A 23641-nucleotide genomic window follows, 5' to 3' on the forward strand; every position below is an offset into this window, starting at 1 on the left:
GTCACACGCCCCGGCCGAGCTGGGCCGAGATCGACGCGAGCTGCTCGAGGCGCTTGTCCAGCGACGGGTGGGTGGAGAACAGCGAGGAGATGCTGAACCCCTTCGAGAACGCGGGCGCGAAGTAGAACGCGTTGAACGGCTCGGCCGCCCGCAGGTCCTTCGTCGGGATACGTGCCATCTCGCCGGTCACCTTGGTCAGCGCGCTGGCCAGCGCCGACGGCCGGCCCGTCAGGACCGCCGCCGACCGGTCGGCGGACAGCTCGCGGTAGCGGGACAGCGCTCGCGTGAGCAGGAAGCTGACCGCGTACACCGCGGCGCTGACGCCGATGACGATCAGCAGGACCATCGCGCCACTTTGGTCGTTGTTGTTGCGGTTGCGGTCGCTGAAGCCGCCCCACAGGCCCCATTCGAGGCCGAACCGCGTCAGCAGGCCGGCCAGAATGCCCAGGAACGACGCGATCGTCATCACGGCGACGTCGCGGTGGGCGACGTGCGCGAGTTCGTGCGCGAGCACGCCCTCCAGCTCGGTGGTGTCGAGCCGGCGGAGCAGCCCCGTCGTGACGCAGACGACCGCGTTGTCCTGGTTTCGTCCGGTGGCGAAGGCGTTCGGCACGTCCGTGTCGGCCACCGCGACCCGCGGCTTCTTCATGTCGCTCATCGCGCAGATGCGGTCGATGACCCCGTGCAGCTCCGGCGCCTCCTCCGGGGAGACCACCCTCCCGTGCATCGCGAACAGCGCGAGCTTGTCGGAGAAGAAGTACTGCACCAGCAGGAAGCCCACGGCGATGATGAGGACCACCACCCACAGGCGGGGTACGTACACGACGAAGAAACCGACGAAGGCGACGTACAGCAGCCCCAGCAGGAACATCGTCACCAGCATGCGCGCCGTGAGCCCTCGATCTGGTGCGAAACGAGAACGCGCCATCATGCCCCTTCCTACCCCGTCTGCACTTACCCGTTAGAACGCCGGACGACCGCGCAAGGTGCCAGGTCAGTCGGGAATGAGTCCCGCGTCACCCAGCATCGCGCGTACTTCGTCCATCGTGGCGTCCGCGGGCGGCAGGATCAGCCCGGACGGCGCAAGGTCCTCGGCGGGCAGCGTCTTGCCGACCGCACGTACCTGCTCCAGCAGGGCGTGCAGCGCGGTACGGAACTTTTCCTCGTCACCGGATTCGATCGCGGCTTCGAGCTCACCGTCGAGCTTGTTGAGAGCCGCCAGGTCACCCTCGGCGACCTCCAGCTGCCCCTCGCCCATGAGCCGGACGATCACTGGCCCTCCCCAGGCTGCTGGGGACGGGGCGCCTGCTGTGCCTGCTGCGCCTGGCTCTGCTGCTGCCCGGGGGCGGCGTCAAGCTCCTTGGGCGCCGAGCCCATGCCCAGCTCCGCCTTCATCTGCTCCAGCTCGAGGTCGACGCCGGGACCGGTGGCACCGACGCGGTCGAGCTCGGCCTGGATGTCATCGCGCGGTCCGGAGTAGTCCTCGAGAGCGCCCGAGGCGAGCAGCTCGTCGATGGCGCCGGCGCGCGCCTTCATGTTCTCGGTCTTCTCCTCGGCGCGCTGGATCGCCAGGCCGACGTCGCCCATCTCCTCGGAGATGCCGGAGAACGCCTCGTTGATCTTGGTCTGCGCCTCGGCCGCGGTGTAGGTCGCCTTGATGGTCTCCTTGCGCGTACGGAAGGAGTCGACCTTGGCCTGCAGCCGCTGCGAGGCCAGCGTGAGCTTTTCCTCCTCGCCCTGCAGCTGCTGGTACTGCGCCCGCAGATCACCCAGCTGGCCGTCGAGGCCGCCTCGCCGGGTCAGAGCCTCGCGTGCGAGGTCCTCGCGGCCGACCTGCAGGGCCTTCTTGCCCTGGTCGGTGAGCTTGTTCTGCTGCTGTTCGAGCTGGTTGATCTGGAGCTCGAGCCGCTTGCGGGAGGTGGCCACGTCGGCCACACCGCGGCGAACCTTCTGGAGCATCTCAAGCTGGCGCTGATACGAATAGTCAAGGGTCTCGCGAGGATCTTCCATTTTGTCCAGGGCCTTGTTGGCCTTGGACTTGAAGATCATCGACATACGTTTCATCACGCTCATCGCGCGCGGCCGGTCCCTTCGTGCTGTTGCTGTGCAAACGCTGCTGGGGTTAGCCACCACCCTACGCGTTAACGCTCAAGACAGTCATTATGTTCGCGCCCTGGCGCCGGTAGGCTGATCTGGTGTTCCGACGCCGTACCGATACCACCACCGAAGAGCCCCCGCAGTCCCCCGAGGCCACCAAGCCCGCGGGCAAGGGCCGGCCCACGCCCAAACGCCGCGACGCAGAGCGGCGAAACCGCCAGCCGATCACCGCACCGCGCACCCGCAAGGAGGCCTACCGCCAGGAGCGCGAGCGAAATGCCGGCAACCGAAAAAAGGGCCGCGCGGCCATGGCCCGCGGCGACGAGCGCTATCTGCTGAAGCGCGACAAAGGACCGGTACGGAAGCTCGCCCGCGATTTCGTCGACTCTCGGCGGACGTTCGGCGAGTTCTTCATGTACCTCACCATCCTCGTTCTCATCGCATCGACCCTGGGGCCGCTGAACGTACGCCTCTACCTCCAGCAGTTCGGCCTTCCGGTGCTGCTGGTCCTGATCATCGGCGAGTCGGTCTGGCTCTCGAACCGCGTGAAGAAGCTGGCGCGGGAGCGTTTCCCCGACGAGAGCACCCAGGGTGCCGGCATGTACGCGATCACCCGCTCGATGCAGATCCGCCGGCTCCGGATGCCCCAGCCGAAGCTCAAGCCGGGTCAGAAGACCGAAGTGTGACCCGAAGCTAGGGTGCGGGCATGGAGTTTCGTCGTCTTGGCCGCAGCGGCCTCAAGGTCAGTGAACTCGCCTACGGAAACTGGATCACCCACGGTTCACAGGTGGAGGAGGAGGCCGCCGCGGCATGCGTGCGCGCCGCCCTCGACGAGGGGATCACGACGTTCGACACCGCCGACGTGTACGCCGGCACCCGGGCGGAGGAGGTGCTCGGCCGCGCCCTGCAGGGAGAACGCAGGGAGTCGCTGGAGATCTTCACCAAGGTCTACTGGCCGACAGGCAGCGGCAAGAACGACAGCGGCCTGTCGCGCAAGCACATCTTCGAGTCGGTCCATGGCTCGCTGCGGCGGCTGCGGACCGACTACGTCGACGTGTACCAGGCGCACCGTTTCGACCACGAGACGCCGCTCGAGGAGACGCTGCGGGCCTTCGACGATCTCGTACGCCAGGGCAAGGTCCTCTATGTCGGCGTGTCGGAGTGGCGTGCCGAGGAGATCGCCCGCGCGGTGAAGATCGCTGACGAGATGGGGCTGGACCGGATCGTGTCCAACCAGCCGCAGTACAACATGCTGTGGCGCGTCATCGAGTCCGAGGTCGTGCCGCTGTCGCAGCAGGAGGGCATCGGCCAGGTCGTGTTCTCCCCGATCGCCCAGGGCGTGCTCACCGGCAAGTACCTGCCCGGTCAGGCGCCGCCGGCCGGCTCGCGCGCGACCGACGAGAAGAGCGGTGCGAACTTCATCTCGCGCCACATGCGGGAGGACCTCCTCACGCGGGTGCAGGACCTTCTCCCGGTCGCCGACGAGGCGGGCCTGTCGATGGCCCAGCTCGCGGTCGCGTGGGTGCTGCAGAACCCCGGCGTCTCGTCCGCGATCATCGGCGCCACCCGGCCCGAGCAGGTGCGCGACAACGTACGCGCGGCGGGGGTACGGCTCGCCCCGGAGGTGCTGAAGCGCATCGACGACGTCCTCGAGCCGTTCATCGAGCGCGACCCGGCCAAGACCACCAGCCCGGCCAAGCGGTCCTGACCCGGCCGCCGGCGTGACCGTGCGATCGGTCGCTCACCGCTCCGTGCGGGTCACGCCGGCGGTTCGCCGTCACGTGGGGTGTGCTGGGCGCGCACCAGGTCCAGGACCATGCCCTTGAGCGTTTTCTGCCCGCGTTCGAGATCGTCGGTCATCTTGCTGAGGTCGGCGGCCACGCGGTCGATCGTCAGCCTGGCGGAGTTACGCTCGCTGACCATCGTGGCGAGCAGGAGCGCGGTCAGCGCGACCGCGCTGTTGTAGGTCTGCAGGACGACAAGCCGGCCGAAGACGCCGTGGTGGGCGAACGGACCGTACCCCCGCGTCGCCGCGACGGCCGCCACCAGCGCGACGATCAGGACGCACGGCGCGGCTCCGGTGTGCTCGAACCGCAGCGCGGCCCAGATCAGCGGAGGGAAGACGAGGAACAGCAGTTCGTAGGGGATCGTGGTCACCACGGCCGCGATGAGGAGCGTGCTCCCGAGGAGTACGGCCAGTTCGAGCCAGCGGGCGGGGCGCAGGTCACGGGCGCGGGCGGTGCGCAGCACCAGCAAGAACGGGACGATCACAAGGACGCCCATCGCGTCGCCGGTCCACCACACCGACCAGGTCTGCCAGTACTGCCCGGTCGGCACCGCACCCCCGAAGAACAGCGCCGTGCTGCCGACCGTCGCACTGATCAGCATGCTGCCGAAGGCGGCCAGGAAGATCAGCGCCAAGGCGTCACGCAGCCGATTCAGCCCGAGGTGAAAGCCGGCCCGCCGGAGCAGGAGGTAGGCGCACACCGGGGCGGCCGTGTTGCCCAGCGCGATCATCGCGACGACGGGTACCGAGGGCCCGAGGGGCAGGTTGACGGCGAACGCGGCGAGCGTGATGCCCGGACCGGTCCAGCCTCCGAACAGCAGAAGGGACACGACCGCGACGCCGATCGGCAGCCACAGCGGAGCGATGTGGCCGTGCACGGCGGCGAGCCGGAGTCCGAGTTCGGCGGCTCCGTAGTAGGCGGCGGCGGTGATGAGGACGCGCAGGCCCACCGAGACCGCGCGTCGGCTCCTGCTCTGGCTCACCGGTCCGGCGGGCCCATCTTCTCCAGGCCGGTCCCAGTCCCCCTGGCACCACCGCGGAAGCGGTGTGGCCACAAAGTCAGAGTACGCCCTGGACAGGACCCGGATTCGCCATCGCCGAACCGTGTCCCGGCCGACGACGGCGAAAGCCGCCGGCGAGGTGGTGACGGGCGAGCCTCAGACGATCAGCGACACGTCACTGGAGGCCGCCCGAACCGCGACGCGGTCCCGGACAGGCGACCGGTGGCCCGCCACGACGCGTACCGCCACGACCGCCGGCCGGGCCGACGGTGGCGGCAGCCGCCGAGGTGGTGATGGGCGGCCCGAGACGATCAGCCCCACGTCACTGAGGGCGACCGAACCGCGACGTGGCCCGCCACGACGCGTACCGCCACGACCGCCGACCGGGCCGACGACGGCGAAAACCGCCGGCGAGGTGGTGACCGGCGAGCCTCAGACGATCAGGGACGCGTCGCCTGGCGCCGACCGGACCGCCGGATAGGAGCCCGCCGCGATGCGTACCCCGACGACCGCAGGCTGGCGCCCCACTCGGGCAGATGGCACCCGCGGGCGGGCCACCCCCTCGGGCAGGGGGTGGGGCCCGTCCCGCGCGCCGGTGGCGGGCGCCTCACCCCTCGGGCGGGTGCAGGCTCATCGGGCCGTACACCTTGCGGCCGTCCTCGAGCAGGCTGACCTGGTCGACGCCGGCCTCGACCAGGCTCCGCCAGTTCTCCCCCACCCACGACTCGGCGTCCGCCTGTGTGGTCCACGTCTCGTCTCCGAGGTCGGGGGCCTCGGTCACCGATCCGTCGGCCTTCTCGTAGCGCCAGCTCCAGGGCATTGGTCTCCTCTGTGTCCGCAGTAGCCGCGGCCTCACCCGGCCGCGATGATCGCGTTGCGCAATCCTTCGGCCGTCAGCGTCTCACTCGAGGGCAGCGCCACGCCGCCCACGTTCACCGTCGGCGTGCCGAACACGCCACCCGAGATCGCCGTCTGGCTCGTCTGTCTCACCTCTGCCGCGTACCGCTGGCTCCGCACGCACGACCCGAACCCCGAGTCGTCGATTCCCGCGCTCCGGCCGTAGGACACCAGGTCGGTGGTGCTGAAGCCGACCGACCCCTCCGGCGGCTGGTGGAGGAAGAGCTGGTCCTGGAAGGCCAGCCACCGCGCCCCGTCGGTGATGCAGTGCGCCGCGGCCGACGCGCGTACCGAGTTCCCCGACAGCGGCTCACTGGTGAAGATCACGATCGGGTGGTAGACGATCTTCGCCCGCCCCTCCCCGGCGAGGTTCTTGAGCGTCACGTCGTTGACCCGGTGGAACTCCTTGCAGATCGGGCACTGGAAGTCCTCGTAGACGTCGACGAGCGGGACGGTGACCCCGGGCTTCGCCATGGTCACGGTCCCGACCGAGGACACCTCGGCCGTGACGCCGCTGGGCAGGGGGGCCGGCTTGCCGAGCGACTTGTCGCGCGAGACGAGCACGGCGGTGACCGCGACGCAGACCGCCAGGACGAGGAACCCGGCGACCAGGCCGATTACCAGCCCCCGGCGCCTGCGGGTGGGGACGGGCTGCCCGTACGGCTGCCCGTACGGAGGCTGCCCATAAGGCGGCTGTCCGTACTGCGGCGGGTACGGCTGCTGCCCGTACGGGGGTGCACCGGGCGGCGGCGCCCCGTACGGCGAGGGACCGTACCCGGGAGGCGGCCCCTGAGGGGGCGGTCCCTGCGGGGGTCCGTACTGGGGAGGAGGTCCGTACGGGGACGGCGCCGGAGACGCGGGGTGTGGCGGCTGCCACTCCTCGGTCGCGGGGCCTTGCTCTGGCCGGGGGGCGCCGGGCGGCGGATCATCCGGGGGCTCCGGGCCTTCGGGCGGCGGGCCGCCGGGGGATTGGCTCACGATGCGTCAGATTACCGGTCTGAGCCGTTTTGACGAGGTCTCAGCGTCCGTGGTCAACTCATCGGCAGCAGCACACGCGCCGACGTGGGGAAAGCCGGTTCGAATCCGGCGCTGACCCGCAACCGTGGACCGGCGGGCATCCGCCCGCAGGCGAGCCGGGATGCCCGCGCCGGCGCTGGGGCGTATCCGACGGATACTCCCCGTGTGGCTCTGAAATCCGTCGTGGTCTGCGGGTGGAGTCCGGGCGCGTGCTCGCGGTGCGCCCGTTCCGCCGGGACCTCGCAGAGCACCAGAAAGGCGCCCATGCTCAAGCGATCCGGCGTTGTGTCGGCCCTTGTCGTCGGGGCGACTCTCGCTTTCGCCGCCCCGGCGACGGCGGATGCCACCGCGTTCTGGGGTTACTGGCAGGCGAGCGGCTCGGACTGGGCCTTCGCCAAGACCGGCCCGGCCTCCGCGCATCCCAAGGAGGGCGCCGTCGAAGGCTGGCGGTTCGCCCGGTCGAGCGGCGACACCGGCACACCTCCGCGCGCCGAGCCCGCCTTCGCGAAGATCTGCGGGTCCACCGCCGCGCGGGCAGGCGACAAGCGGGTCGCGGTCGTCATCGACTACGGCGAACCGGCCGACGCGCCCGCCGGCGCCACGCCGCCCGCCGCCAAGACGTCCTGCGCGGTCGTGCCGCAGAGTGCCACGGGCTCGGACGTCCTCGCCAAGGTGGCCACGCCGAAGGCGGACAAGTCAGGCCTGATCTGCGCCATCGACGCGTTCGGGCCCTGTGCCCCGGCCGCTCCGGCGGCCACCCCCTCGTCCCCCGCGGCGAAGAAGAAGGACGCCGGCTCGACCGCGCTTACGGTCGGCATCGGCGTGGTCCTCGTGCTCGCCGCCGGCGGCAGCATGGTGGCCCTGCGGCGCCGCACCGGCCAGTGAGGGCGCCCGCCCGGCGGGGGCGCGGGTGAGTGCCGGACGGCACCTGCACCCGGGCGCCTGGTGGCTGTGGGCACTCGGTCTCGCCACAGCGGCCACCCGTACCGCCAGCCCGCTGCTCCTGCTGATGGTCGTGGCCGCCACCGGCCTGGTCGTGGCCGTGCGGCGCTCCGGTGAGGCATGGGCGGGCTCCTACGCGGTGTTCCTGCGCCTGGGCCTGGTGGTGGTCGTCATCCGCGTCGTCTTCTGGGTGGTGTTCGCCGCGCAGGCCACCGGGCCCGCGCTGTTCACGCTTCCGTCGGTGACGCTGCCGTCGTGGCTGGCGGGCACCCGGATCGGCGGCCCGGTGACCGCCCACGGCCTGCTCTCCGGCCTCTACGACGGACTGCGCCTGGCCGCCGTACTCGTCTGCCTGGGCGCCGCCAACGCCCTGGCCAGCCCCAGCCGGCTGCTGAAGGCGGTGCCCGGCGCGCTGTACGAGATGGGGGTCGCGGTCGTGGTGGCGATGACGTTCGCGCCGCAGGCGGTGACACACGTACGGCGCGTACGGGCGGCGCACCGGCTGCGCGGCCGTCCGGACCGCGGGCTGCGGGCCGTGCGCGGGCTCGTCATGCCGGTCATCGAGGGCGCGCTGGAGCGGTCGGTCGAGCTCGCGGCGGCGATGGACTCACGCGGCTACGGCCGGACCTCTCCGGTCCCGCCCGCGCTGCGCCGCGCCACGGCCGCGCTGACGCTCGCCGGGCTGCTCGCCGTGTGCGCCGGGCTCTACGGCCTGCTGGGCGGCGGCTCGCCGGCCGTCCTCGGCGCCCCGCCGCTCGTCCTCGGGCTGGCCGCGGCGATCGCGGGTCTGTGGCTCGGCGGCCGCCGCTCGCCGCGTACGCGCTACCGCCCGGACCCGTGGAGATGGCCGGAGTGGCTCGTCTCGGCGTGCGGTCTGGCGGCGGCGGTCGCGAGCGGGACGCACGGGTACGGAACCGGCCCGCCGCCGCTGACGGCCGCCGCGCTGCTGCTCGCCCTCGTCGTGGCGCTCCTGCCGCTGCGACGCGTGCCCGGCGGGGACAGGACGTGATCCGGTTCGAGCGGGTCGGCTTCCGCTACGCCGAGGAGGCGCCGCCGGTGCTCGCCGAGGTCGACCTGGAGATCGACGAGGGTGAGCTCTGCCTCGTCGTGGGCCGTACCGGGACCGGCAAGTCGACGCTGCTGCGCGCGGTCAACGGGCTGGTCCCCCACTTCACCGGCGGAATCCTGGCCGGCCGCCTCACCGTGGCCGGCCGTGACACCCGTGACCATCCGCCGCGCGACCTCGCGGACGTCGTCGGGTACGTGGGCCAGGATCCCCGCGCCGGCTTCGTCACCGACCGGGTCGAGGAGGAACTCGCCTACGGGATGGAGTCGCTCGGCCTGGCTCCCGCGGTGATGCGGCGCCGCGTCGAGGAGACCCTGGACCTGCTGGGCCTGGAGGGCGTCCGCGACCGGCCGCTCGCCACGCTCTCCGGCGGGCAGGCGCAGCGAGTGGCGATCGGGTCGGTGCTGACCGCGCATCCGCGGGTGCTCGTGCTGGACGAGCCCACCTCCGCGCTCGACCCGGTCGGCGCCGAGGACGTGCTGGCCATCCTCCAGCGGCTCGTGCACGATCTCGGGCTGACCGTCGTCCTGGCCGAGCATCGCCTCGAACGCGTCGTCCACCTCGCCGACAGCGTCGTCCTGCTCCCCGGCGACGGCGGCCCGGTCGCGTACGGCCCGGCCGCGATGATCATGGCCGAGTCCCCGGTGGCGCCGCCGGTGGTCCGGCTCGGGCGTGCCGCGGGCTGGTCGCCGTTGCCGCTTTCGGTACGTGACGCCCGTCGCGCCGCCGCTCCGATGCGCGACCGCGCCGCCGTCCCTCCGGCCGGGCCGGGTGAGAGCCGAAAGGACGAGCCGCCCGCGGAGCGCGGGGGAAACGGCCGGGATCGCCGGACACACCCTCCGGCCGGGCCCGCCGTCGCCCGCCTGCGGCGGCTCGAGGTCCGGTACGGGACGGTGCCGGCGCTTCGGGGCGTCGACCTCGCCGTCACGCGAGGCGAGGTCGTCGCCCTCATGGGCCGCAACGGCGCGGGCAAGTCCTCCCTGCTCGCCGCCCTGGTGGGGCTGGTGCGGCCGGCCGGAGGCCACGTCGACGTGCTCGGCGCGGCGCCGCACGAACTGCGCGCCCGCGAGATCGTCCGCCGCGCGGGCCTGGTGCCGCAGGACCCCGCCGACCTGCTTTACGCCGACACGGTCGGGGCGGAGTGCCGCGCCGCGGACCGCGACCTGGCCGCACCGCAGGGGACCTGCCGGGCCCTGTTCGAACGCCTCGCGCCGGACGTCGCGGACGGCACGCACCCACGCGACCTGTCCGAGGGCGGCCGGCTGTCCCTGGCCCTGTCCGTCATCCTGGCCGGACGGCCTCCCCTGGTCCTGCTCGACGAGCCCACCCGAGGCCTCGATTACACGGCCAAGACACGGCTGGTGGAGATCCTCGGCGAGCTGGCCACAGGCGGCCACGCCATCGTGCTCGCCACCCACGACGTCGAGCTGGCCGCCGAGGTCGCCACCCGCGCGGTGGTGATCGCCGAGGGCGAGGTAGTCGCGGACGGCCCGGCCGATGAGGTCCTGGTCTCCTCCCCCGCGTTCGCGCCCCAGATGAGCAAGGTGTTCGCGCCGCTGCCGCTGCTGACCGTCGCCCAGGCCACCGCCGCCCTGCGGGGTCCGGCGTGACCGGGCCGCGCCCGCTCCGCGGGTCCGTCTCGGCGGTGCGGCTGCGCCCGCGCTCGGCGATCGCCGTCGGGCTGGTGTCGGCGGCCGGCCTCGTGGCGTTCGGCTGGCCCCTCGTCGTGGCGCCGTCGGCGGGGCTCACCCAGTCCGGGCCGGCGTCGTGGCTGTTCGTGGCTCTGCTCCCGCTCCTGCTGCTCGTGGCGCTCGCGGAGATCTCCGAGGGCGGCGTGGACGCCAAGGCGGTGGCCCTTCTCGGTGTGCTCGGCGCGATCGGGGCGGCACTGCGTCCTCTCGGCACCGGCGTGGCCGGGTTCGAGCCGATGTTCTTCGTCCTGGTGCACGGCGGGCGGGTGCTCGGCCGGGGCTTCGGGTACCTGCTCGGATCGGTGACGATGTTCGCGAGCGCGCTGCTCACGGCGGGCATGGGCCCGTGGCTGCCCTTCCAGATGCTCGGCGCCGCGTGGGTGGGGTTCTTCGCCGGATGCCTGCCGCGGCTCGGCGGCCGGGGCGAGATCGTGATGCTCTCCGGCTATGGCGCGGCGGCCGCGTTCATCTATGGTTCGTTGCAGGATCTGGCGCTATGGCCATTCGCGACGGGAGTATCAACGTCGATCGCTTATGAACCAGGTGCATCGGTGACCGCGAACCTCGGCCGGTTCGTGGCGTTCGACCTTGCCACGTCGCTGGGTTTCGACGTGCCTCGCGCGGTCACGACGGCGGTGCTGGTGGCGGTCACCGGCCGGCCGGTGCTGCTGGCGCTGCGGCGCGCCGCCCGCCGGGCCGCCTTCGAGGCCCCCGTAGATTTCCGGCGTCCATGACGGTGGACGGGTCGTGCCGAAGGTGAGCCGATCATGGACGTATTAGAGCTCCATCTGCTCGGCACGGCCGGACCCGGTGGATGGCCCGAGCCCGGCTGCCGGTGCTCCTCGTGCACCCGGATGCGGGCCGCCAAGCGCCGGCTGGAGCCCACTCGCGTACTGCTCGACGGTGTGCCGCTGGACCGGTGCCGGCGCCAGGAGGTGCCGGGCGGGTACGAGGTCCGCACGCCGCGGGGCCACCGGGTGCTCTTCGCCTCGCGGCCGGGCGCCCGGCCGAGGCCTCCGTCCCCGGGCCCGTACGACGCGGTCCTGCTGGACCTGGTCGGCGACGCGTCCCATCTGGGCTGGCTGCGGCACATCGGCGCGGTCACCTCGGCGACCCGGATCGAGGCCGTGCAGGTCGACCACCGTGTCGCCTCCCCACTCGAGCTCGAACGGCTGCTCGAACGCTGGCGGCGGCCGGTCGCCGCGCCCTGGCGGACGCTGATCCTCGGCGGTGCGCGGTCGGGAAAGTCACAGGAGGCGGAGAATCGAGTGCTCGCCCATGCGGAGGTGACCTACGTGGCGACCGGTGTGATGCACGCCGACGACCCTGACTGGCGCGCACGGATCGCCGTGCACCGCGAGCGCCGGCCGAGGTGGTGGGACACGGCGGAGACGATCGACGTGGCGGGCCTGCTGCGCACCGCGTCCGGAACACTGCTCATCGACGGCATGGGCACCTGGCTGACCGCGATGTTCGACGCGCTGGGCGCGTGGGAGTACCCGCGCGCCGTCGAGCCGCGGGTGGACGAGCTGGTCAAGGCGTGGCGGTCCACCGAGGCGCACGTCGTGGCGGTGAGCGATGAGGTCGGGCTCTCCGTCGTCCCGGAGACCCCGGTGGGCCGGGCGTTCCGCGACATGCTGGGCCGGCTCAACCAGCGGCTGGCCGCCGAGTCCGAGGAGAGCGCCCTCGTCGTCGCCGGCCGCGTTCTGGACCTGCCGTGAACGCGGGGCGCGAACGCACCGACCCGGCGGTGCGGGCCGGGCTCAGATTGGCCGTGACGCTGCTCACCGTCGTACCGGTGCGGTCGGGGCGGGTGGACAGGGAGTCCGCACGGTGGGCGATGACGCTGGCGCCCGTGGCCGGGCTCATCGTTGGTGGGGTGGCCGCGGTCGTGCTCGTCGTATCGGGATGGCTGGGCTTCGGCTCGCTGCTGGCCGCGGCCCTGGCGGTCGCCGCGATGGCGCTCCTGACACGGGGACTGCACCTGGACGGCCTGGCCGACCTCGCCGACGGCCTGGGCAGCGGCAAGCCGGCCGCCGAGGCTTTGACGATCATGAAGAAGTCCGACATCGGGCCGTTCGGCGTCATCACGCTGGTGCTGACGCTCGCGATCCAGGTCGCCGCGATCGCCGAGACGCGGGTCGCCGCCGTCGTCGTCGCCGCCATGGCGGGACGGCTCGCGGTCACCTGGGCCTGCCGGTCCGGCGTGCGCGCCGCCCGGCCGGACGGTCTCGGCGCGCTGGTCGCGGGCACCGTACGCCGCAGTGACGCGGTCGCCGTCATCGTGCTCACCGCCGCGGCCGGGGCACTCGCGGCCCTGACCGGACCCGGCGGCGGGGTACGGGACGCCGTGCTCGGGGCGGCCGCCGTCCTCGCGGGCCTGGTGGCGTCGGCGGCCCTGCTCCGGCACGCCGTACGACGGCTGGGGGGCATCACCGGCGACGTGCTCGGAGCACTCGTCGAGACCGCCGTGACGGCGGCGCTGCTCGTCATGTCACTGCGATGACCCAGGTCGCCGGCCTGCTCCGCTAGTCGCCCGTCCCCGGCACGTAGGTGCCGGGGACGCCCTCCTCGGTGAGGTCGGCGAGGCGTTCCATCAGGCCGCCGGCGCGGGTCAGCAGGTCCCGCTCCTCGGGTGAGAGCGCGGCCGCCATCGCACGGGCGAGCCACGCGTCGCGTCGCAGCCGGTTGTCGGCGATCACGGCACGCCCGTTGCCCGTCAGCCTGATCACGTTCTGCCGGCGGTCGGTCGGGTGCGGCGTCCGGCGGACCATCCCCGCCGTCTCCAGGGCGTCGATCGCGCGGGCCATCGACTGGGGCCGTACGCGCTCGCCGGCGGCGAGCTCGCTCAGCGTCGCCGGGCCGAGCCGGACGAGCCGGCCGAGGGCGGTCAGCTGCGACATCGTCAGCGCGTGCCCCCCATCCTCCTGACGGAGTCTGCGGGCGAGCCTCGCCATGCGGACCCGCAGATCCCCGGCGTTTCGCGCCAGCTCCGGTGTGACGTCGGTCTCCTCGGTCACCATGCCCTCAGTATGGCTGAACTTCAGCAGGGCTGATAAAACGCCGGATCCGTGGCCGGTCGCGGACACTCACGCGGCAAACCCGCAGGCAGCCGGGCAGACGGTCTTGATCGAATTGGCAAAACCGGTCGGCAGTGCGACTAGCATCTGGCCACGTGACGAACCTCAGGCTTGCCAACCCCGAAATCGCATCCCTCGACGTCGACGCGGTGGTGGTCGGCGTCGTCAGCAACGAATCCGACGTGGGCCTCGCACCCGGTTCCGAGGACGTCGACCGGGCGTTCGGCGGCGACCTGACCGCCCTGCTCAGCGGCCTGGGTGCGACCGGCGCGCAGGGCGAGGTCACCAAGCTCCCCTCCTTCGGCAAGCTGACCGCACCGGTCGTGGTGTCGGTCGGGCTCGGCGCTTCCTACGACGAGGAGGCCCTGCGCCGCGCGGCCGGCGCCGCGCTGCGCTCGCTGGCCGGTGCGGCGACGGTGGCGGTGGCGCTGCCCGCCTCGACGGCCGCCGAGGTCTCCGCGGTCGCCGCGGGCGCTCTCCTCGGCAACTACGCCTACCTGGCCTACCGGACCGGAAACGGCCACAAGCAGCCGGTCGGCGACGTCACGATCGTCAGTGGCACCGACGCCGAGGACGCGCTGCGCCGGGCCGAGGTGCTCGCCGAGTCCGTCACGCTGGTGCGCGACCTGGTCAACACCCCGCCCTCGGATCTGAGCCCGGAGATCCTCGCCGAGACCGCCGAGCAGGTCGGCGCGGACTCCGGCCTGTCCGTCGAGGTCCTGGACGAGAAGGCCCTCGTCGAGGGCGGCTACGGCGGCATCGCCGGCGTCGGCCAGGGTTCGGTCAACCCGCCCCGGCTCGTCCGTCTCGCCTACAGCCACCCCGAGGCCGCCCACACCATCGCCTTCGTCGGCAAGGGCATCACCTTCGACTCCGGCGGCCTGTCGCTGAAGCCCGCCGACTCCATGGACTGGATGAAGTCCGACATGGGCGGAGCCGCCGCCGTGCTCGGCGCGCTCAAGGCGATCGCCAAGCTCGGGCCGAAGACCAACGTCGTCGGCTACCTCGCCATCGCCGAGAACATGCCGAGCGGCACCGCGCAGCGTCCCTCCGACGTGATCACCATCTACGGCGGCAAGACCGTCGAGGTGCTCAACACCGACGCCGAGGGCCGTCTCGTGATGGCCGACGCGATCGTGCGCGCCGGCGAGGACGACCCCGATCTGATCATCGATGTGGCCACGCTCACCGGTGCGCAGCTCGTCGCCCTGGGTACTCGCACCGCCGGCGTGATGGCCAACGACGACGACCTACGCGACCGGGTCGTCCGGTCCGCGGGCCGGGCCGGTGAGTCCGTCTGGCCGATGCCGCTGCCGGAGGAGCTGCGCAAGGGCCTGGACTCGACCGTGGCCGACATCGCCAACGTCAGCAGCGAGCGCTGGGGCGGCATGCTGACCGCCGGCGTCTTTCTCCGGGACTTCGTGCCCGAAGGCGTCCGCTGGGCGCACCTGGACATCGCCGGTCCCGCGTTCCACCGGGGCGAGCCGTACGGCTACACCCCGAAGGGCGGCACCGGTGCCGCCGTCCGCACCCTGGTGCAGATCACCGAGGACGTCGCGGCCGACGGACTGTAAGGAAAGAGGGCATCATCGAGGACGGATTGTAAACGAGGTCCACGGTGTTGAAGCAGCAGTGAGCCGGAGGCATCTGGTGGCACCCACGAGACATCGGCGGCCGAGGGGTGACATCAACCAGAGGCACTGTCACCGGACGGTGGCCACAGGTGGAAAGATGCTTCACGGAAGGACCATCGCAGCGCCGCAGAGCGCGCGATCAAGGATCGAAGGAGCGTCCCGTGTCGAATGACACCTACGACATCGTGGTCCTAGGTGGGGGCAGCGGCGGTTATGCGTGCGCGCTGCGCGCGGTGGAGCTGGGCAAGAGCGTCCTGCTCATCGAGAAGGACAAGCTGGGTGGCACCTGCCTCAACCGCGGCTGCATCCCGACCAAGGCACTGCTGCACGCCGCCGAGGTCGCGGACCAGACCCGTGAGGCGGCCACGTTCGGCATCAAGGCGAGGTTCGACGGCATCGACCTGCCCGGGGTGCACGCCTACAAGGACAAGGTCGTCACCACCACGGTGAAGGGCCTGACCGGGCTGATCAAGTCCAAGGGCATCACCATCGTCGACGGCGAGGGACGGGTGACCGGCCCCACGCAGGTGACCGTCGGCGACACGACCTACGAGGGCCGCCACATCGTGCTGGCCACCGGCTCGGTGCCCAAGTCACTGCCCGGCCTCGAGATCGACGGCGACCGGGTGATCTCCAGCGACCACGCGCTCACGCTGGACCGCATCCCGCAGTCCGTGGTCGTGCTCGGCGGCGGCGTCATCGGTGTCGAGTTCGCGAGCGTCTGGCGGTCCTTCGGCGCCGAGGTGACCATCGTCGAGGCGCTGCCGCACCTGCTGCCGCTGGAGGAGGAGTCCAGCTCCAAGCGGCTCGAGCGCGCCTTCCGCAAGCGCGGCATCAAGTTCGAGCTGGGCGTCCGCTACGAGAGCGTCAAGCACACCGACTCGGGCGTCATCGTCACGCTCGAGGGTGGCAAGAGCCTGGACGCCGACCTGATGCTCGTCGCCGTGGGCCGCGGCCCGGTCTCCGACGGCCTCGGCCTCGAAGAGGTCGGCGTCGAGACCGAGCGCGGCTTCGTCAAGGTCGACGAATACTGCCGCACCAATGTCGAGACCATCTCGGCGGTGGGCGACCTGATCCCCACGCTGCAGCTGGCACACGTCGGCTTCGCCGAGGGCATCCTGGTCGCCGAGCGGCTCGGCGGGCTCGACCCGGCGCCGATCGACTACGACGGCGTCCCGCGCATCACCTACTCCGAGCCCGAGGTCGCGTCCGTGGGCATCACCTCCGCGACCGCCGAGGAGCGTGGGCTCGAGACGGCGTCGTTCACCTACGACCTGGCCGGCAACCCCCGGAGCAAGATCCTGGGGACCCAGGGCGAGGTCAAGGTCATCGCGCAGAAGGACGGCCCGGTCCTGGGAATCCACATGGTCGGCAGCCGTGTGGGCGAGCTCATCACCGAAGGTCAGCTGATCTACAACTGGGAAGCCCTGCCTTCCGAGGTCGCCCAGCTCATCCACCCGCATCCCACCCAGTCCGAGGCAATCGGCGAGGCTCACCTCGCCCTCGCCGGCAAGCCGCTGCACGTCCACGGCTGATCACCGCCCGATTAAGCACTACGAGGAGTCGCTGAGAACCATGTCGGTCTCCGTAACCATGCCCCAGCTCGGCGAGAGCGTGACCGAGGGCACTGTCACCCGCTGGCTCAAGAAAGAGGGTGAGCACGTCGAGGCCGACGAGCCGCTCCTCGAGGTGTCGACCGACAAGGTCGACACCGAGATCCCCTCGCCCGCCGCGGGGGTCCTGAGCAGCATCACCGTCGCCGAGGACGAGACCGTCGAGGTCGGAGCCGAGCTGGCGGTCATCGCCGAGGAGGGCGAGGCGTCCGCGGACTCCGGCGGTAAGGCCGAGCCCGAGCAGGCGCAGTCCGAGCCGGAGCCCGAACCGGAGCCCGAGCCCGAGCCCGAGCCGGAGCAGGCCCAGGCCGAGCCGGAACCCGAGCCCGAGCCCGAGTCGGCCCCGGAGCCGCAGCAGCGGTCCTCCTCCCAGCAGGCGCCGTCCTGGCCGCCGCCCGCGCCGTCCACGCCGGAGCCGGCCCCGCGGCAGGAGGCGCCCGCGCCTCAGCCGTCGGCCGCGCCGGCCGGAGCCTCGGGAGACAGCCCGTACGTCACGCCCCTCGTCCGCAAGCTGGCGAGTGAGCACGACGTCGACCTGGGCTCCATCAAGGGCACCGGCGTCGGCGGCCGCATCCGCAAACAGGACGTCCTGGAGGCCGCGAGGGCCAAGCAGGCGCCCGCGCCGCAGCCGGCCGCACCGGCACCGTCCCAGGGGACGGCTCCCCCGGCCCAGCCGGCCCAGCCGGCCGCCGCCAAGTCCGCGCCCCCGGCGCCGTCCCAGGCTCCGGCGGCCGCCGCCCGCCTGCGCGGCACGACCGAGAAGATGTCGCGGACGCGTCAGTCCATCGCCCGCCACATGGTCGAGTCGCTCAAGGTGTCCGCCCAGCTGACCACGGTCGTCGAGGCGGACGTCACCAAGATCGCCCGGCTGCGCGACCTCGCCAAGGCCGACTTCCAGGCGCGGGAGGGCGTGAAGCTCAGCTTCCTGCCGTTCTTCGCCCTGGCCGCGGTCGAGGCGCTCAAGATCCACCCGAAGCTGAACGCCGTCATCAACTCCGAGACCAACGAGGTCACCTACCACGACGTCGAGAACCTCGGCTTCGCGGTCGACGCCGACAAGGGCCTCATGGTGCCGGTGATCCACAATGCCGGGCAGCTCAACCTGGGCGGCCTGGCACAGCGGATCGCCGACCTCGCCGAGCGCACCCGTACCAACAAGGTGAGCCCGGACGAGGTGACCGGCGGCACGTTCACGCTGACCAACACCGGCAGCCGTGGCGCGCTGTTCGACACGCCGATCCTGAACCAGCCCCAGGTGGGCATGCTCGGGACCGGCACGGTCGTCAAGCGCCCCGCGGTCATCGAGGACAGCCAGCTCGGCGAGGTCATCGCCGTGCGGTCGATCGTCTACCTCGCACTGACCTACGACCACCGCCTGGTGGACGGCGCCGACGCCGCCCGGTTCCTCACTACGGTCAAGAACCGTCTTGAGGAAGGCAATTTCGAGTCCGAGCTGGGAATCTAGGCACTTCCCGCCAGTACTCCAACGGCCCCGGGCTAACTAGGGTGGCCATCGTGCAGATCGCCATCACCGGTTCGACCGGGCTCATCGGCAAGGCCCTCGTTCGCGCACTGCGCGACGAGGGCCTTACTGTCATCCGGCTCGTGCGCCGGCCGGCCACCGCCGAGGACGAGGTCCGCTGGGATCCGTTCGGCGAGGTCGACACGGCCTCGCTGGAGGGGGTGGACGCCGTCGTCCATCTCGCGGGTGCCGGCCTCGGCGACCACCGCTGGACCGAGGCGTACAAACGTGAGGTCCGCGACAGCCGCGTCGAGGGCACGCGTACGCTCTCGCGCGCCCTGGCCCGTCTCGACCGGCGGCCCGCGGTGTTCGTGTCCGGCTCGGCCGTGGGCTTCTACGGCGACACGGGTGATCTCCCCGTCGACGAGTCGGCCGCGGCGGGCGAGGGGTTCCTCGCTGACCTGTGCGTCGACTGGGAGGCCGCGGCACAGCCGGCCGTGGACGCCGGGATCCGCGTCGTGCACCCGCGTTCGGGCCTCGTGCTGTCGCGTGACGGCGGGCTCCTCGCCAAGACCCTGCCGCTGTTCCGCCTCGGCCTGGGCGGCCGGCTCGGGAGCGGACGGCAGTGGATGAGCTGGATCAGCGTCGCCGACCACATCGCCGCGCTGCGCTTCCTGATCAACGACGGCCTCCAGGGCCCCGTCAACCTCACCGCGCCCGAGCCGGTGACCAACACCGTCTACACCCGCGCGATCGGGCGGGCCCTGCACCGCCCGGCACCGTTCATCGTGCCGGCGCCGGCTCTGCGGCTGGCGCTGGGCGAGTTCGCCGACGAGGGCGCCCTGGTCAGCCAGCGGGCCCTTCCGGACCGTCTGACCAAGGCCGGGTTCACCTTCGCGCACCCGGACATCGACACCGCTCTCGCCGACGTTCTGTCCTGAAGCGCGGTGCCCTGTCACCACGAACTCGCAAGGAACCCGCCACTCTCCTGCGCGCCCACCCTCCGCCGCGTACGGTGACTGATGCGGAGTGCACAGGGGGAAGTTCGTGGAAAGGGTCTCGCGCGCATGAGTACCGATGGGAAACCGCACATCCTCGCGGTCGGTGGTGGCAGCTTCATTCCGACCGACAGGTACGGCCTCGCGCCGAGCCCGCTGTTGCGGTACGCGCTCGACCTCACCGGCCACGACCGGCCGCGTGTGTGCTTCGTCGCGACCGCACTGGGCGACGGCAGCGAGCACATCGCACGCTTCTACTCCGCGTTCTCACAGGTGGACGCGGAGGTCAGCCACCTGTCGCTGTTCCCGATGCCCAACCACGAGGACCCGGCGGCGCATCTGCTCGCCCAGGACCTGGTCTACGTCTCCGGCGGCAGCGTCGCCAACCTGCTGGCCCTGTGGCGCCTGCACGGCCTCGACGACGCGTTCGCCCAGGCGTGGCGGTCCGGAGTCGTGCTGTGCGGGCAGAGCGCCGGCGCGCTGTGCTGGCACAGCGGCGGAAACACCGACTCGTTCGGCCCGCAGCTGCGCCCGCTCACCGACGGGCTCGGGCTGCTCCCCTACTCCTGCGGCGTGCACTACGACAGCGACGCGCAGCGACGGCCGCTGCTGCACCGCCTCGTCGCCGACGGGACGCTGCCCGCGGGGTACGCCGCGGACGAGGCCGTGGGCCTGCACTACGTCGGCATCGAGTTCGTCCAGGCCGTGAGCTACGTCGACGGCCGTGGCGCCTACGACGTCTCGCCGGACGGCGCGGGCGGGGTCAAGGAGACCCGCATCGAACCTCGGCTGCTGGCATCGCTCTGAGAGAGCCGTACGCTTTGTCCGTGAGCGAGTCTGCAACCGTAGGGGCGATTCTCGAGCCGGCCGGCGCGAGCGACCTGGTGTTCATCCACGCCGGCTTCGGTGAGCACGCGGTCCCGTACGAAGAGGCATGGGAGCTGCAACGCCGCCTGCACGAACGCCGCGTGGCGGACGAGATCCCCGACGTCTGCCTGCTGCTGGAGCACCCGCCGGTCTACACCGCGGGCAAGCGCACCGAGCCGCTGGACCGGCCGATCGGCGACCCCGGCGCCCCGGTGATCGATGTCGACCGCGGCGGAAAGATCACCTGGCACGGTCCGGGACAGCTGGTCGGCTATCCGATCGTGAAGCTCAAGGACCCGGTCGACGTCGTCGCCTACGTTCGCACGATCGAGGAGGCGCTGATGCGCACCTGTGGCGACCTCGGGCTGGAGACCAAACGGGTGGAGGGCCGGAGCGGCGTCTGGGTGCCGGGAACTCCCGACCGCAAGGTCGGGGCCATCGGCATCCGCGTCTCACGTGGCGTGACGATGCATGGTTTCGAGATCAACTGCGACGCTGACCTGTCGTGGTTCGACCGGATCGTCCCGTGTGGCATCCGCGACGCGGGCGTGACGTCACTCTCCGCGGAGCTGGGCCGCCAGATCTCGGTGGCCGAGACGCTGGCACTGTCCGAGCAGCGGCTCGCCGAGGTGCTGGGCGCGGCGAACACCGCACACCGCACACTGCGGGCGATGCTGGGCCGTGGTCCGGCCGATCAGCCCATCGCCTTGTAGATCGCCTGACCCTCGTCGGCGGCGGCCTTGAAGAAGCCCGCGAGCCTTTCGTACGCGGTGCGCAGGTCACGGTCGCGTACGGCCTCGGGGGGCTTGTCGATCCAGTCGTCCGCGCCCTGGACGCCGAGCTTGGCCATCTTCGCCGGGTCGTAACGACCGGCGATCTGCCGGAAGTCGGTGGCGGCGAGATGGTCGGCGGCCGGCTTCACCCGCTGGGGCGCCAGGTAGATGACGTCGACGCCGAGCTCCTCCGCACCGTTCTCGGTCAGGAGCCGTCCGCCGCAGACGACGTCGGCGGCGGGATGCGGGCCGTCCCAGGGGTCACCCGTGATCAGGTAATGGAGGCCCTGCCACGTGCCGGCGATGGCCAGCGAGGGGTAGCGTTCCCACCAGCCCCGCTGCCTGAAAACCGACCTGGCGACGGCACCCGGATCGCCTCCGCCCTCGGCTTCAGGAAGCCTGAGGTACGTCATGGCAACTCGCAAGCCCGACCTCCCGTTATGCGCAGTTGTGCACGCGACATCCCAGTTACCTTAGAGAGATCGACAGCTACGTATGGTGAGAACACGGTAAAAGACCGATCTCAACTTCAACCGGTTTGTCGCACACCACCCGGCGCACGAGAACCGGACGCCACAGGGCTATCGACTCAGTATCTCGGCAGACACTCCACCATGTCCGGCAGATGCGCAAACTGAGCGACCCCCGCGTACTCCGGCGCCGTGGGCGGCGGCACTCCGGGGCCTCGGCGGCCGCCTGAAGTCGCGGCCGCGTCGTCCTCGGCCCGAAGAGCGGCCTCCGCAGCGTTCGTGGCCCGGCTCAGCCCAGGAGCGCGTAGACCGTGGTCGCGTGGGCGGCGACTGCCCCGTTCGCGGTCATGGTGATCTCGGCGAAGGCCAGCGTACGGCCGAGCTTGGTCAGCCGCGCCGCGACGAGGACGTCGGTGTCCACGACCGGCCGCTGGAACGTGCTCGACTGCTGCACCGTCGTCATCGGCACGAACTCCCCGCGCGCCGCGGACACGGCGATCACGGTCGCGGTGTCGGCGGCGGCCATCAGCGCCTGTCCGGACAGCGCCCCGCCCTCGCGGGCGAGCCGCGCCGACCACGGCAGGCGGAGCACGGCGGACAGCTCGCCCGTCTCCTCCACGACCAGCCCCAGGTCCTGCACCCAGGGAGCGAAGTTCTCCTTCAGGATCGCGTTGCCGTCGGCGGCGCTCAGCGTCATCCCGTCATCATCCCCGCGCGGGAGAGGCCGCGAAAGTGGCGCGGAGACATGGGAACGCCCCGGCGCGGGTAGCGCCGGGGCGCGCCGGGGCGTTCGGGTCAGCCGGACCTCACCAGTTCTTCGTGGCCCCGGGGACGTTCTTGGGAAGCCGGTGGCCGGGCGGATACATGATGTAGGCGATGCCGCCGCTGGAAGAGCTGCGCAGCCAGACGTTCTCGAAGTTGGCGCGCGGGTAGACGTTGCGGACGACGGCGTCGGAGGAGGAGGCCGGGTCGTTGATGATCGGGTCGCCCTCCTTGGTGAAGCCGACGACCACGAACAGGTGCCCGTTGGTGCTGTAGTTCGATCCGGGCAGTTCGTCGGCCTTGAACGACTGTGAGGTCACCACCGGGATGCCGGCCTTGATGAACTGCTCCAGTTCGTTCACCGACCGCAGCCGCGTGACGAAGCCGTTGAGGCCGTAGCGGCCGGCGTACGCGGGGTTGAACGGCCAGTTTCCGGTGCCCTCGTAGTTGTAGTCATAGGTGTGCCGCGCGGCGAAGTCGACCTGCGGGTCGGCGTACGCGGGGTCGACCCAGGCCATGTCCTCCTTGGAGGGGCCGCGCTTCCAGTAGCCGACGACCATCGAGGTGGACGTGGGGCTGCACCACGCCTCGCCACCGCCGTCGTACTCGGGGTACTCGCCCTTGTGGATGTTCTGGGCGTACGTCGGGACCTTGAGTTCGATGCCCTCGGCACCGCCGAGCGGACTGACCGGCACGCTCGTGCGCTGCGCCACGAGCGAGGCCATCGCGCCGACCGAGCGCAGCACCGGCCGCACGTGCCCGCCGGGCGCGCGGTAGAGCGTGACCCTGAGCTGGTAGGAGGTCAGCGAGTTCTTGGCGATGAAGGTGTCGATGTCGACGTTGCCGTTGTCGTCGGCCTGACCGGGCACGGTCGTGCGGTTGATGTCGCCGCCCTCACCGGGGTCGTCGGACGCCCAGCGGCCCATGACGTACCACTTCGTGTCGGCGCCCGCGCCGGTGTGGCCGCGCATCTCGACCTGCAGCCAGGAGCCGTGCGGCGTGCTGGCGGTCCAGGAGGCGACGAGCTGGCTCGCGCCGAAGCCGACGTTCACCTTCGGGGAGGTCCAGCGCGCGTAGTCCCAGGTCTTGGTGCCGGCGCCGTACGGATCGGTGTAGGCCGCCGTGCCGACGGTACGCGCGATGGTGAGCGCGCCGAGACCGTCGGGCCGTACGCCCTCGGACGAGCCGCGCGCGAAGTCGAGCACCGAGGTCCACTGGTGGTACGCGACCTGCGACTGCGGGGCGGTCTCGGCTCCAGCGCCGGGCACCGCGGTCAGCCCGGTCGTCAAGAGACCGGCTGAGATGAGAAAGGAAATCCTCCGCACCGAAGCACGGGCACCCGACCACACCATGGCAACTCCCAGGACGGCGACGATCTGCCCGGGACGCTAAGACGACCGAGCCGTCGTGTCAACGCTTTACGGGGCCGTGCCTCAGATCGAAATTTGTTTACTTGTCGTGCCTCCCTTTTCGACTGCGGGACCG

The 23641-nt window shown here is 71.5% G+C and carries 24 protein-coding genes and 1 riboswitch; of the genes, 14 read left to right on the forward strand and 10 right to left on the reverse strand.

Going from position 1 to position 23641, the window contains the following annotated elements:
* Nucleotide 1: 1 nt before the first annotated feature.
* The 3 genes from htpX to FB559_RS01075 form a co-directional block, all read right to left on the reverse strand.
* Nucleotides 2–928, reverse strand: a complete 927-nt coding sequence (gene htpX, locus FB559_RS01065; RefSeq protein ID WP_141961433.1) for a zinc metalloprotease HtpX — start codon at nt 926–928, stop codon at nt 2–4.
* Nucleotides 929–994: 66 nt separating this feature from the next.
* Nucleotides 995–1273 carry a PspA-associated protein PspAA gene (pspAA, locus tag FB559_RS01070; protein ID WP_141952278.1) on the reverse strand — a complete coding sequence of 93 codons (279 nt, stop codon included), beginning with the start codon at nt 1271–1273 and terminating at the stop codon, nt 995–997.
* The gene (locus FB559_RS01075) at nt 1270–2073 is read right to left on the reverse strand and encodes a PspA/IM30 family protein (RefSeq protein ID WP_185791991.1); all 804 of its coding nucleotides are present in this window, start codon (nt 2071–2073) and stop codon (nt 1270–1272) included. The genes pspAA and FB559_RS01075 overlap by 4 nt, the downstream gene beginning before the upstream one ends.
* 122 nt (nt 2074–2195) lie before the next feature.
* On the opposite strand from FB559_RS01075, the gene FB559_RS01080 reads away from it, so the two are divergent.
* Entirely contained in the window at nt 2196–2783 is a 588-nt protein-coding gene (locus FB559_RS01080) for a DUF3043 domain-containing protein (protein ID WP_141952280.1), read from the forward strand.
* Nucleotides 2784–2803: 20 nt separating this feature from the next.
* The gene (locus FB559_RS01085; RefSeq protein ID WP_141952282.1) at nt 2804–3805 is read left to right on the forward strand and encodes an aldo/keto reductase family protein; all 1002 of its coding nucleotides are present in this window, start codon (nt 2804–2806) and stop codon (nt 3803–3805) included.
* A 50-nt stretch (nt 3806–3855) separates the two neighbouring features.
* On the opposite strand, the gene FB559_RS01090 is transcribed toward FB559_RS01085, so the two are convergent.
* From FB559_RS01090 to FB559_RS46045, 3 genes are all read right to left on the reverse strand, one after another.
* Nucleotides 3856–4866: an MASE1 domain-containing protein gene (locus tag FB559_RS01090; RefSeq protein ID WP_141952285.1), complete on the reverse strand. Its 1011-nt coding sequence runs from the start codon at nt 4864–4866 to the stop codon at nt 3856–3858.
* Between the two features lie 625 nt (nt 4867–5491).
* Nucleotides 5492–5704 (reverse strand): hypothetical protein, encoded by a 213-nt coding sequence (locus FB559_RS01095; RefSeq protein WP_141952287.1) that lies wholly within the window; start codon nt 5702–5704, stop codon nt 5492–5494.
* Between the two features lie 32 nt (nt 5705–5736).
* On the reverse strand, nt 5737–6759 hold the full coding sequence (locus FB559_RS46045) for a DsbA family protein (protein ID WP_141952290.1): 1023 nt from the start codon (nt 6757–6759) through the stop codon (nt 5737–5739).
* 26 nt (nt 6760–6785) lie between these two features.
* Nucleotides 6786–6945: riboswitch (cobalamin riboswitch) on the forward strand.
* 117 nt (nt 6946–7062) lie between these two features.
* Between FB559_RS46045 and FB559_RS01105 the strand changes: the two genes are divergently transcribed.
* From FB559_RS01105 to FB559_RS01130, 6 genes are read left to right on the forward strand one after another with little or no spacing between them, the layout of a single operon-like run.
* Nucleotides 7063–7683 (forward strand): SCO2322 family protein, encoded by a 621-nt coding sequence (locus tag FB559_RS01105; RefSeq protein WP_141952292.1) that lies wholly within the window; start codon nt 7063–7065, stop codon nt 7681–7683.
* Between the two features lie 25 nt (nt 7684–7708).
* A complete protein-coding gene (locus FB559_RS01110; protein ID WP_141952294.1) occupies nt 7709–8749 on the forward strand; it encodes an energy-coupling factor transporter transmembrane component T in 1041 nt (346 codons plus the stop codon).
* Nucleotides 8746–10416 carry an ABC transporter ATP-binding protein gene (locus FB559_RS01115; protein ID WP_141952297.1) on the forward strand — a complete coding sequence of 557 codons (1671 nt, stop codon included), beginning with the start codon at nt 8746–8748 and terminating at the stop codon, nt 10414–10416. Before FB559_RS01110 ends, FB559_RS01115 begins: the two co-directional genes overlap by 4 nt.
* Nucleotides 10413–11231: an ECF transporter S component gene (locus FB559_RS01120; protein WP_221639852.1), complete on the forward strand. Its 819-nt coding sequence runs from the start codon at nt 10413–10415 to the stop codon at nt 11229–11231. The genes FB559_RS01115 and FB559_RS01120 overlap by 4 nt, the downstream gene beginning before the upstream one ends.
* A 33-nt stretch (nt 11232–11264) precedes the next feature.
* Nucleotides 11265–12218: a bifunctional adenosylcobinamide kinase/adenosylcobinamide-phosphate guanylyltransferase gene (locus FB559_RS01125; protein ID WP_141952299.1), complete on the forward strand. Its 954-nt coding sequence runs from the start codon at nt 11265–11267 to the stop codon at nt 12216–12218.
* Nucleotides 12215–13003 (forward strand): adenosylcobinamide-GDP ribazoletransferase, encoded by a 789-nt coding sequence (locus FB559_RS01130; RefSeq protein WP_246121288.1) that lies wholly within the window; start codon nt 12215–12217, stop codon nt 13001–13003. The genes FB559_RS01125 and FB559_RS01130 overlap by 4 nt, the downstream gene beginning before the upstream one ends.
* Nucleotides 13004–13025: 22 nt before the next feature.
* Here the strand turns inward: FB559_RS01130 and FB559_RS01135 are convergent, their stop codons facing one another.
* Nucleotides 13026–13520 (reverse strand): MarR family winged helix-turn-helix transcriptional regulator, encoded by a 495-nt coding sequence (locus FB559_RS01135; RefSeq protein WP_141952301.1) that lies wholly within the window; start codon nt 13518–13520, stop codon nt 13026–13028.
* Nucleotides 13521–13672: 152 nt separating this feature from the next.
* On the opposite strand from FB559_RS01135, the gene FB559_RS01140 reads away from it, so the two are divergent.
* The 6 genes from FB559_RS01140 (at nt 13673) to lipB (ending at nt 20864) form a co-directional block, all read left to right on the forward strand.
* Nucleotides 13673–15151: a leucyl aminopeptidase gene (locus FB559_RS01140; RefSeq protein ID WP_141952304.1), complete on the forward strand. Its 1479-nt coding sequence runs from the start codon at nt 13673–13675 to the stop codon at nt 15149–15151.
* Between the two features lie 221 nt (nt 15152–15372).
* On the forward strand, nt 15373–16746 hold the full coding sequence (lpdA, locus tag FB559_RS01145; protein ID WP_141952306.1) for a dihydrolipoyl dehydrogenase: 1374 nt from the start codon (nt 15373–15375) through the stop codon (nt 16744–16746).
* A gap of 40 nt (nt 16747–16786) precedes the next feature.
* On the forward strand, nt 16787–18289 hold the full coding sequence (gene sucB, locus FB559_RS01150; protein WP_141952308.1) for a 2-oxoglutarate dehydrogenase, E2 component, dihydrolipoamide succinyltransferase: 1503 nt from the start codon (nt 16787–16789) through the stop codon (nt 18287–18289).
* Between the two features lie 50 nt (nt 18290–18339).
* The gene (locus tag FB559_RS01155; RefSeq protein WP_141952310.1) at nt 18340–19227 is read left to right on the forward strand and encodes a TIGR01777 family oxidoreductase; all 888 of its coding nucleotides are present in this window, start codon (nt 18340–18342) and stop codon (nt 19225–19227) included.
* A gap of 126 nt (nt 19228–19353) precedes the next feature.
* A complete protein-coding gene (locus FB559_RS01160; protein ID WP_141952312.1) occupies nt 19354–20091 on the forward strand; it encodes a Type 1 glutamine amidotransferase-like domain-containing protein in 738 nt (245 codons plus the stop codon).
* Between the two features lie 47 nt (nt 20092–20138).
* Nucleotides 20139–20864, forward strand: coding sequence for a lipoyl(octanoyl) transferase LipB (lipB, locus tag FB559_RS01165; RefSeq protein WP_141961437.1), 726 nt, complete (start codon nt 20139–20141; stop codon nt 20862–20864).
* Here lipB and FB559_RS01170 read toward each other — a convergent pair.
* The 3 genes from FB559_RS01170 to FB559_RS01180 form a co-directional block, all read right to left on the reverse strand.
* The gene (locus tag FB559_RS01170; RefSeq protein ID WP_246121290.1) at nt 20846–21337 is read right to left on the reverse strand and encodes a DUF1877 family protein; all 492 of its coding nucleotides are present in this window, start codon (nt 21335–21337) and stop codon (nt 20846–20848) included. The two genes, lipB and FB559_RS01170, sit on opposite strands and share 19 nt — an antisense overlap.
* 346 nt (nt 21338–21683) lie before the next feature.
* Nucleotides 21684–22091: a PaaI family thioesterase gene (locus tag FB559_RS01175; RefSeq protein ID WP_141952317.1), complete on the reverse strand. Its 408-nt coding sequence runs from the start codon at nt 22089–22091 to the stop codon at nt 21684–21686.
* A gap of 109 nt (nt 22092–22200) precedes the next feature.
* A complete protein-coding gene (locus tag FB559_RS01180; protein WP_246121291.1) occupies nt 22201–23445 on the reverse strand; it encodes a C39 family peptidase in 1245 nt (414 codons plus the stop codon).
* Nucleotides 23446–23641: the final 196 nt, after the last annotated feature.

It is taken from the genome of Actinoallomurus bryophytorum, assembly GCF_006716425.1.
Lineage (GTDB): Bacteria > Actinomycetota > Actinomycetes > Streptosporangiales > Streptosporangiaceae > Actinoallomurus > Actinoallomurus bryophytorum.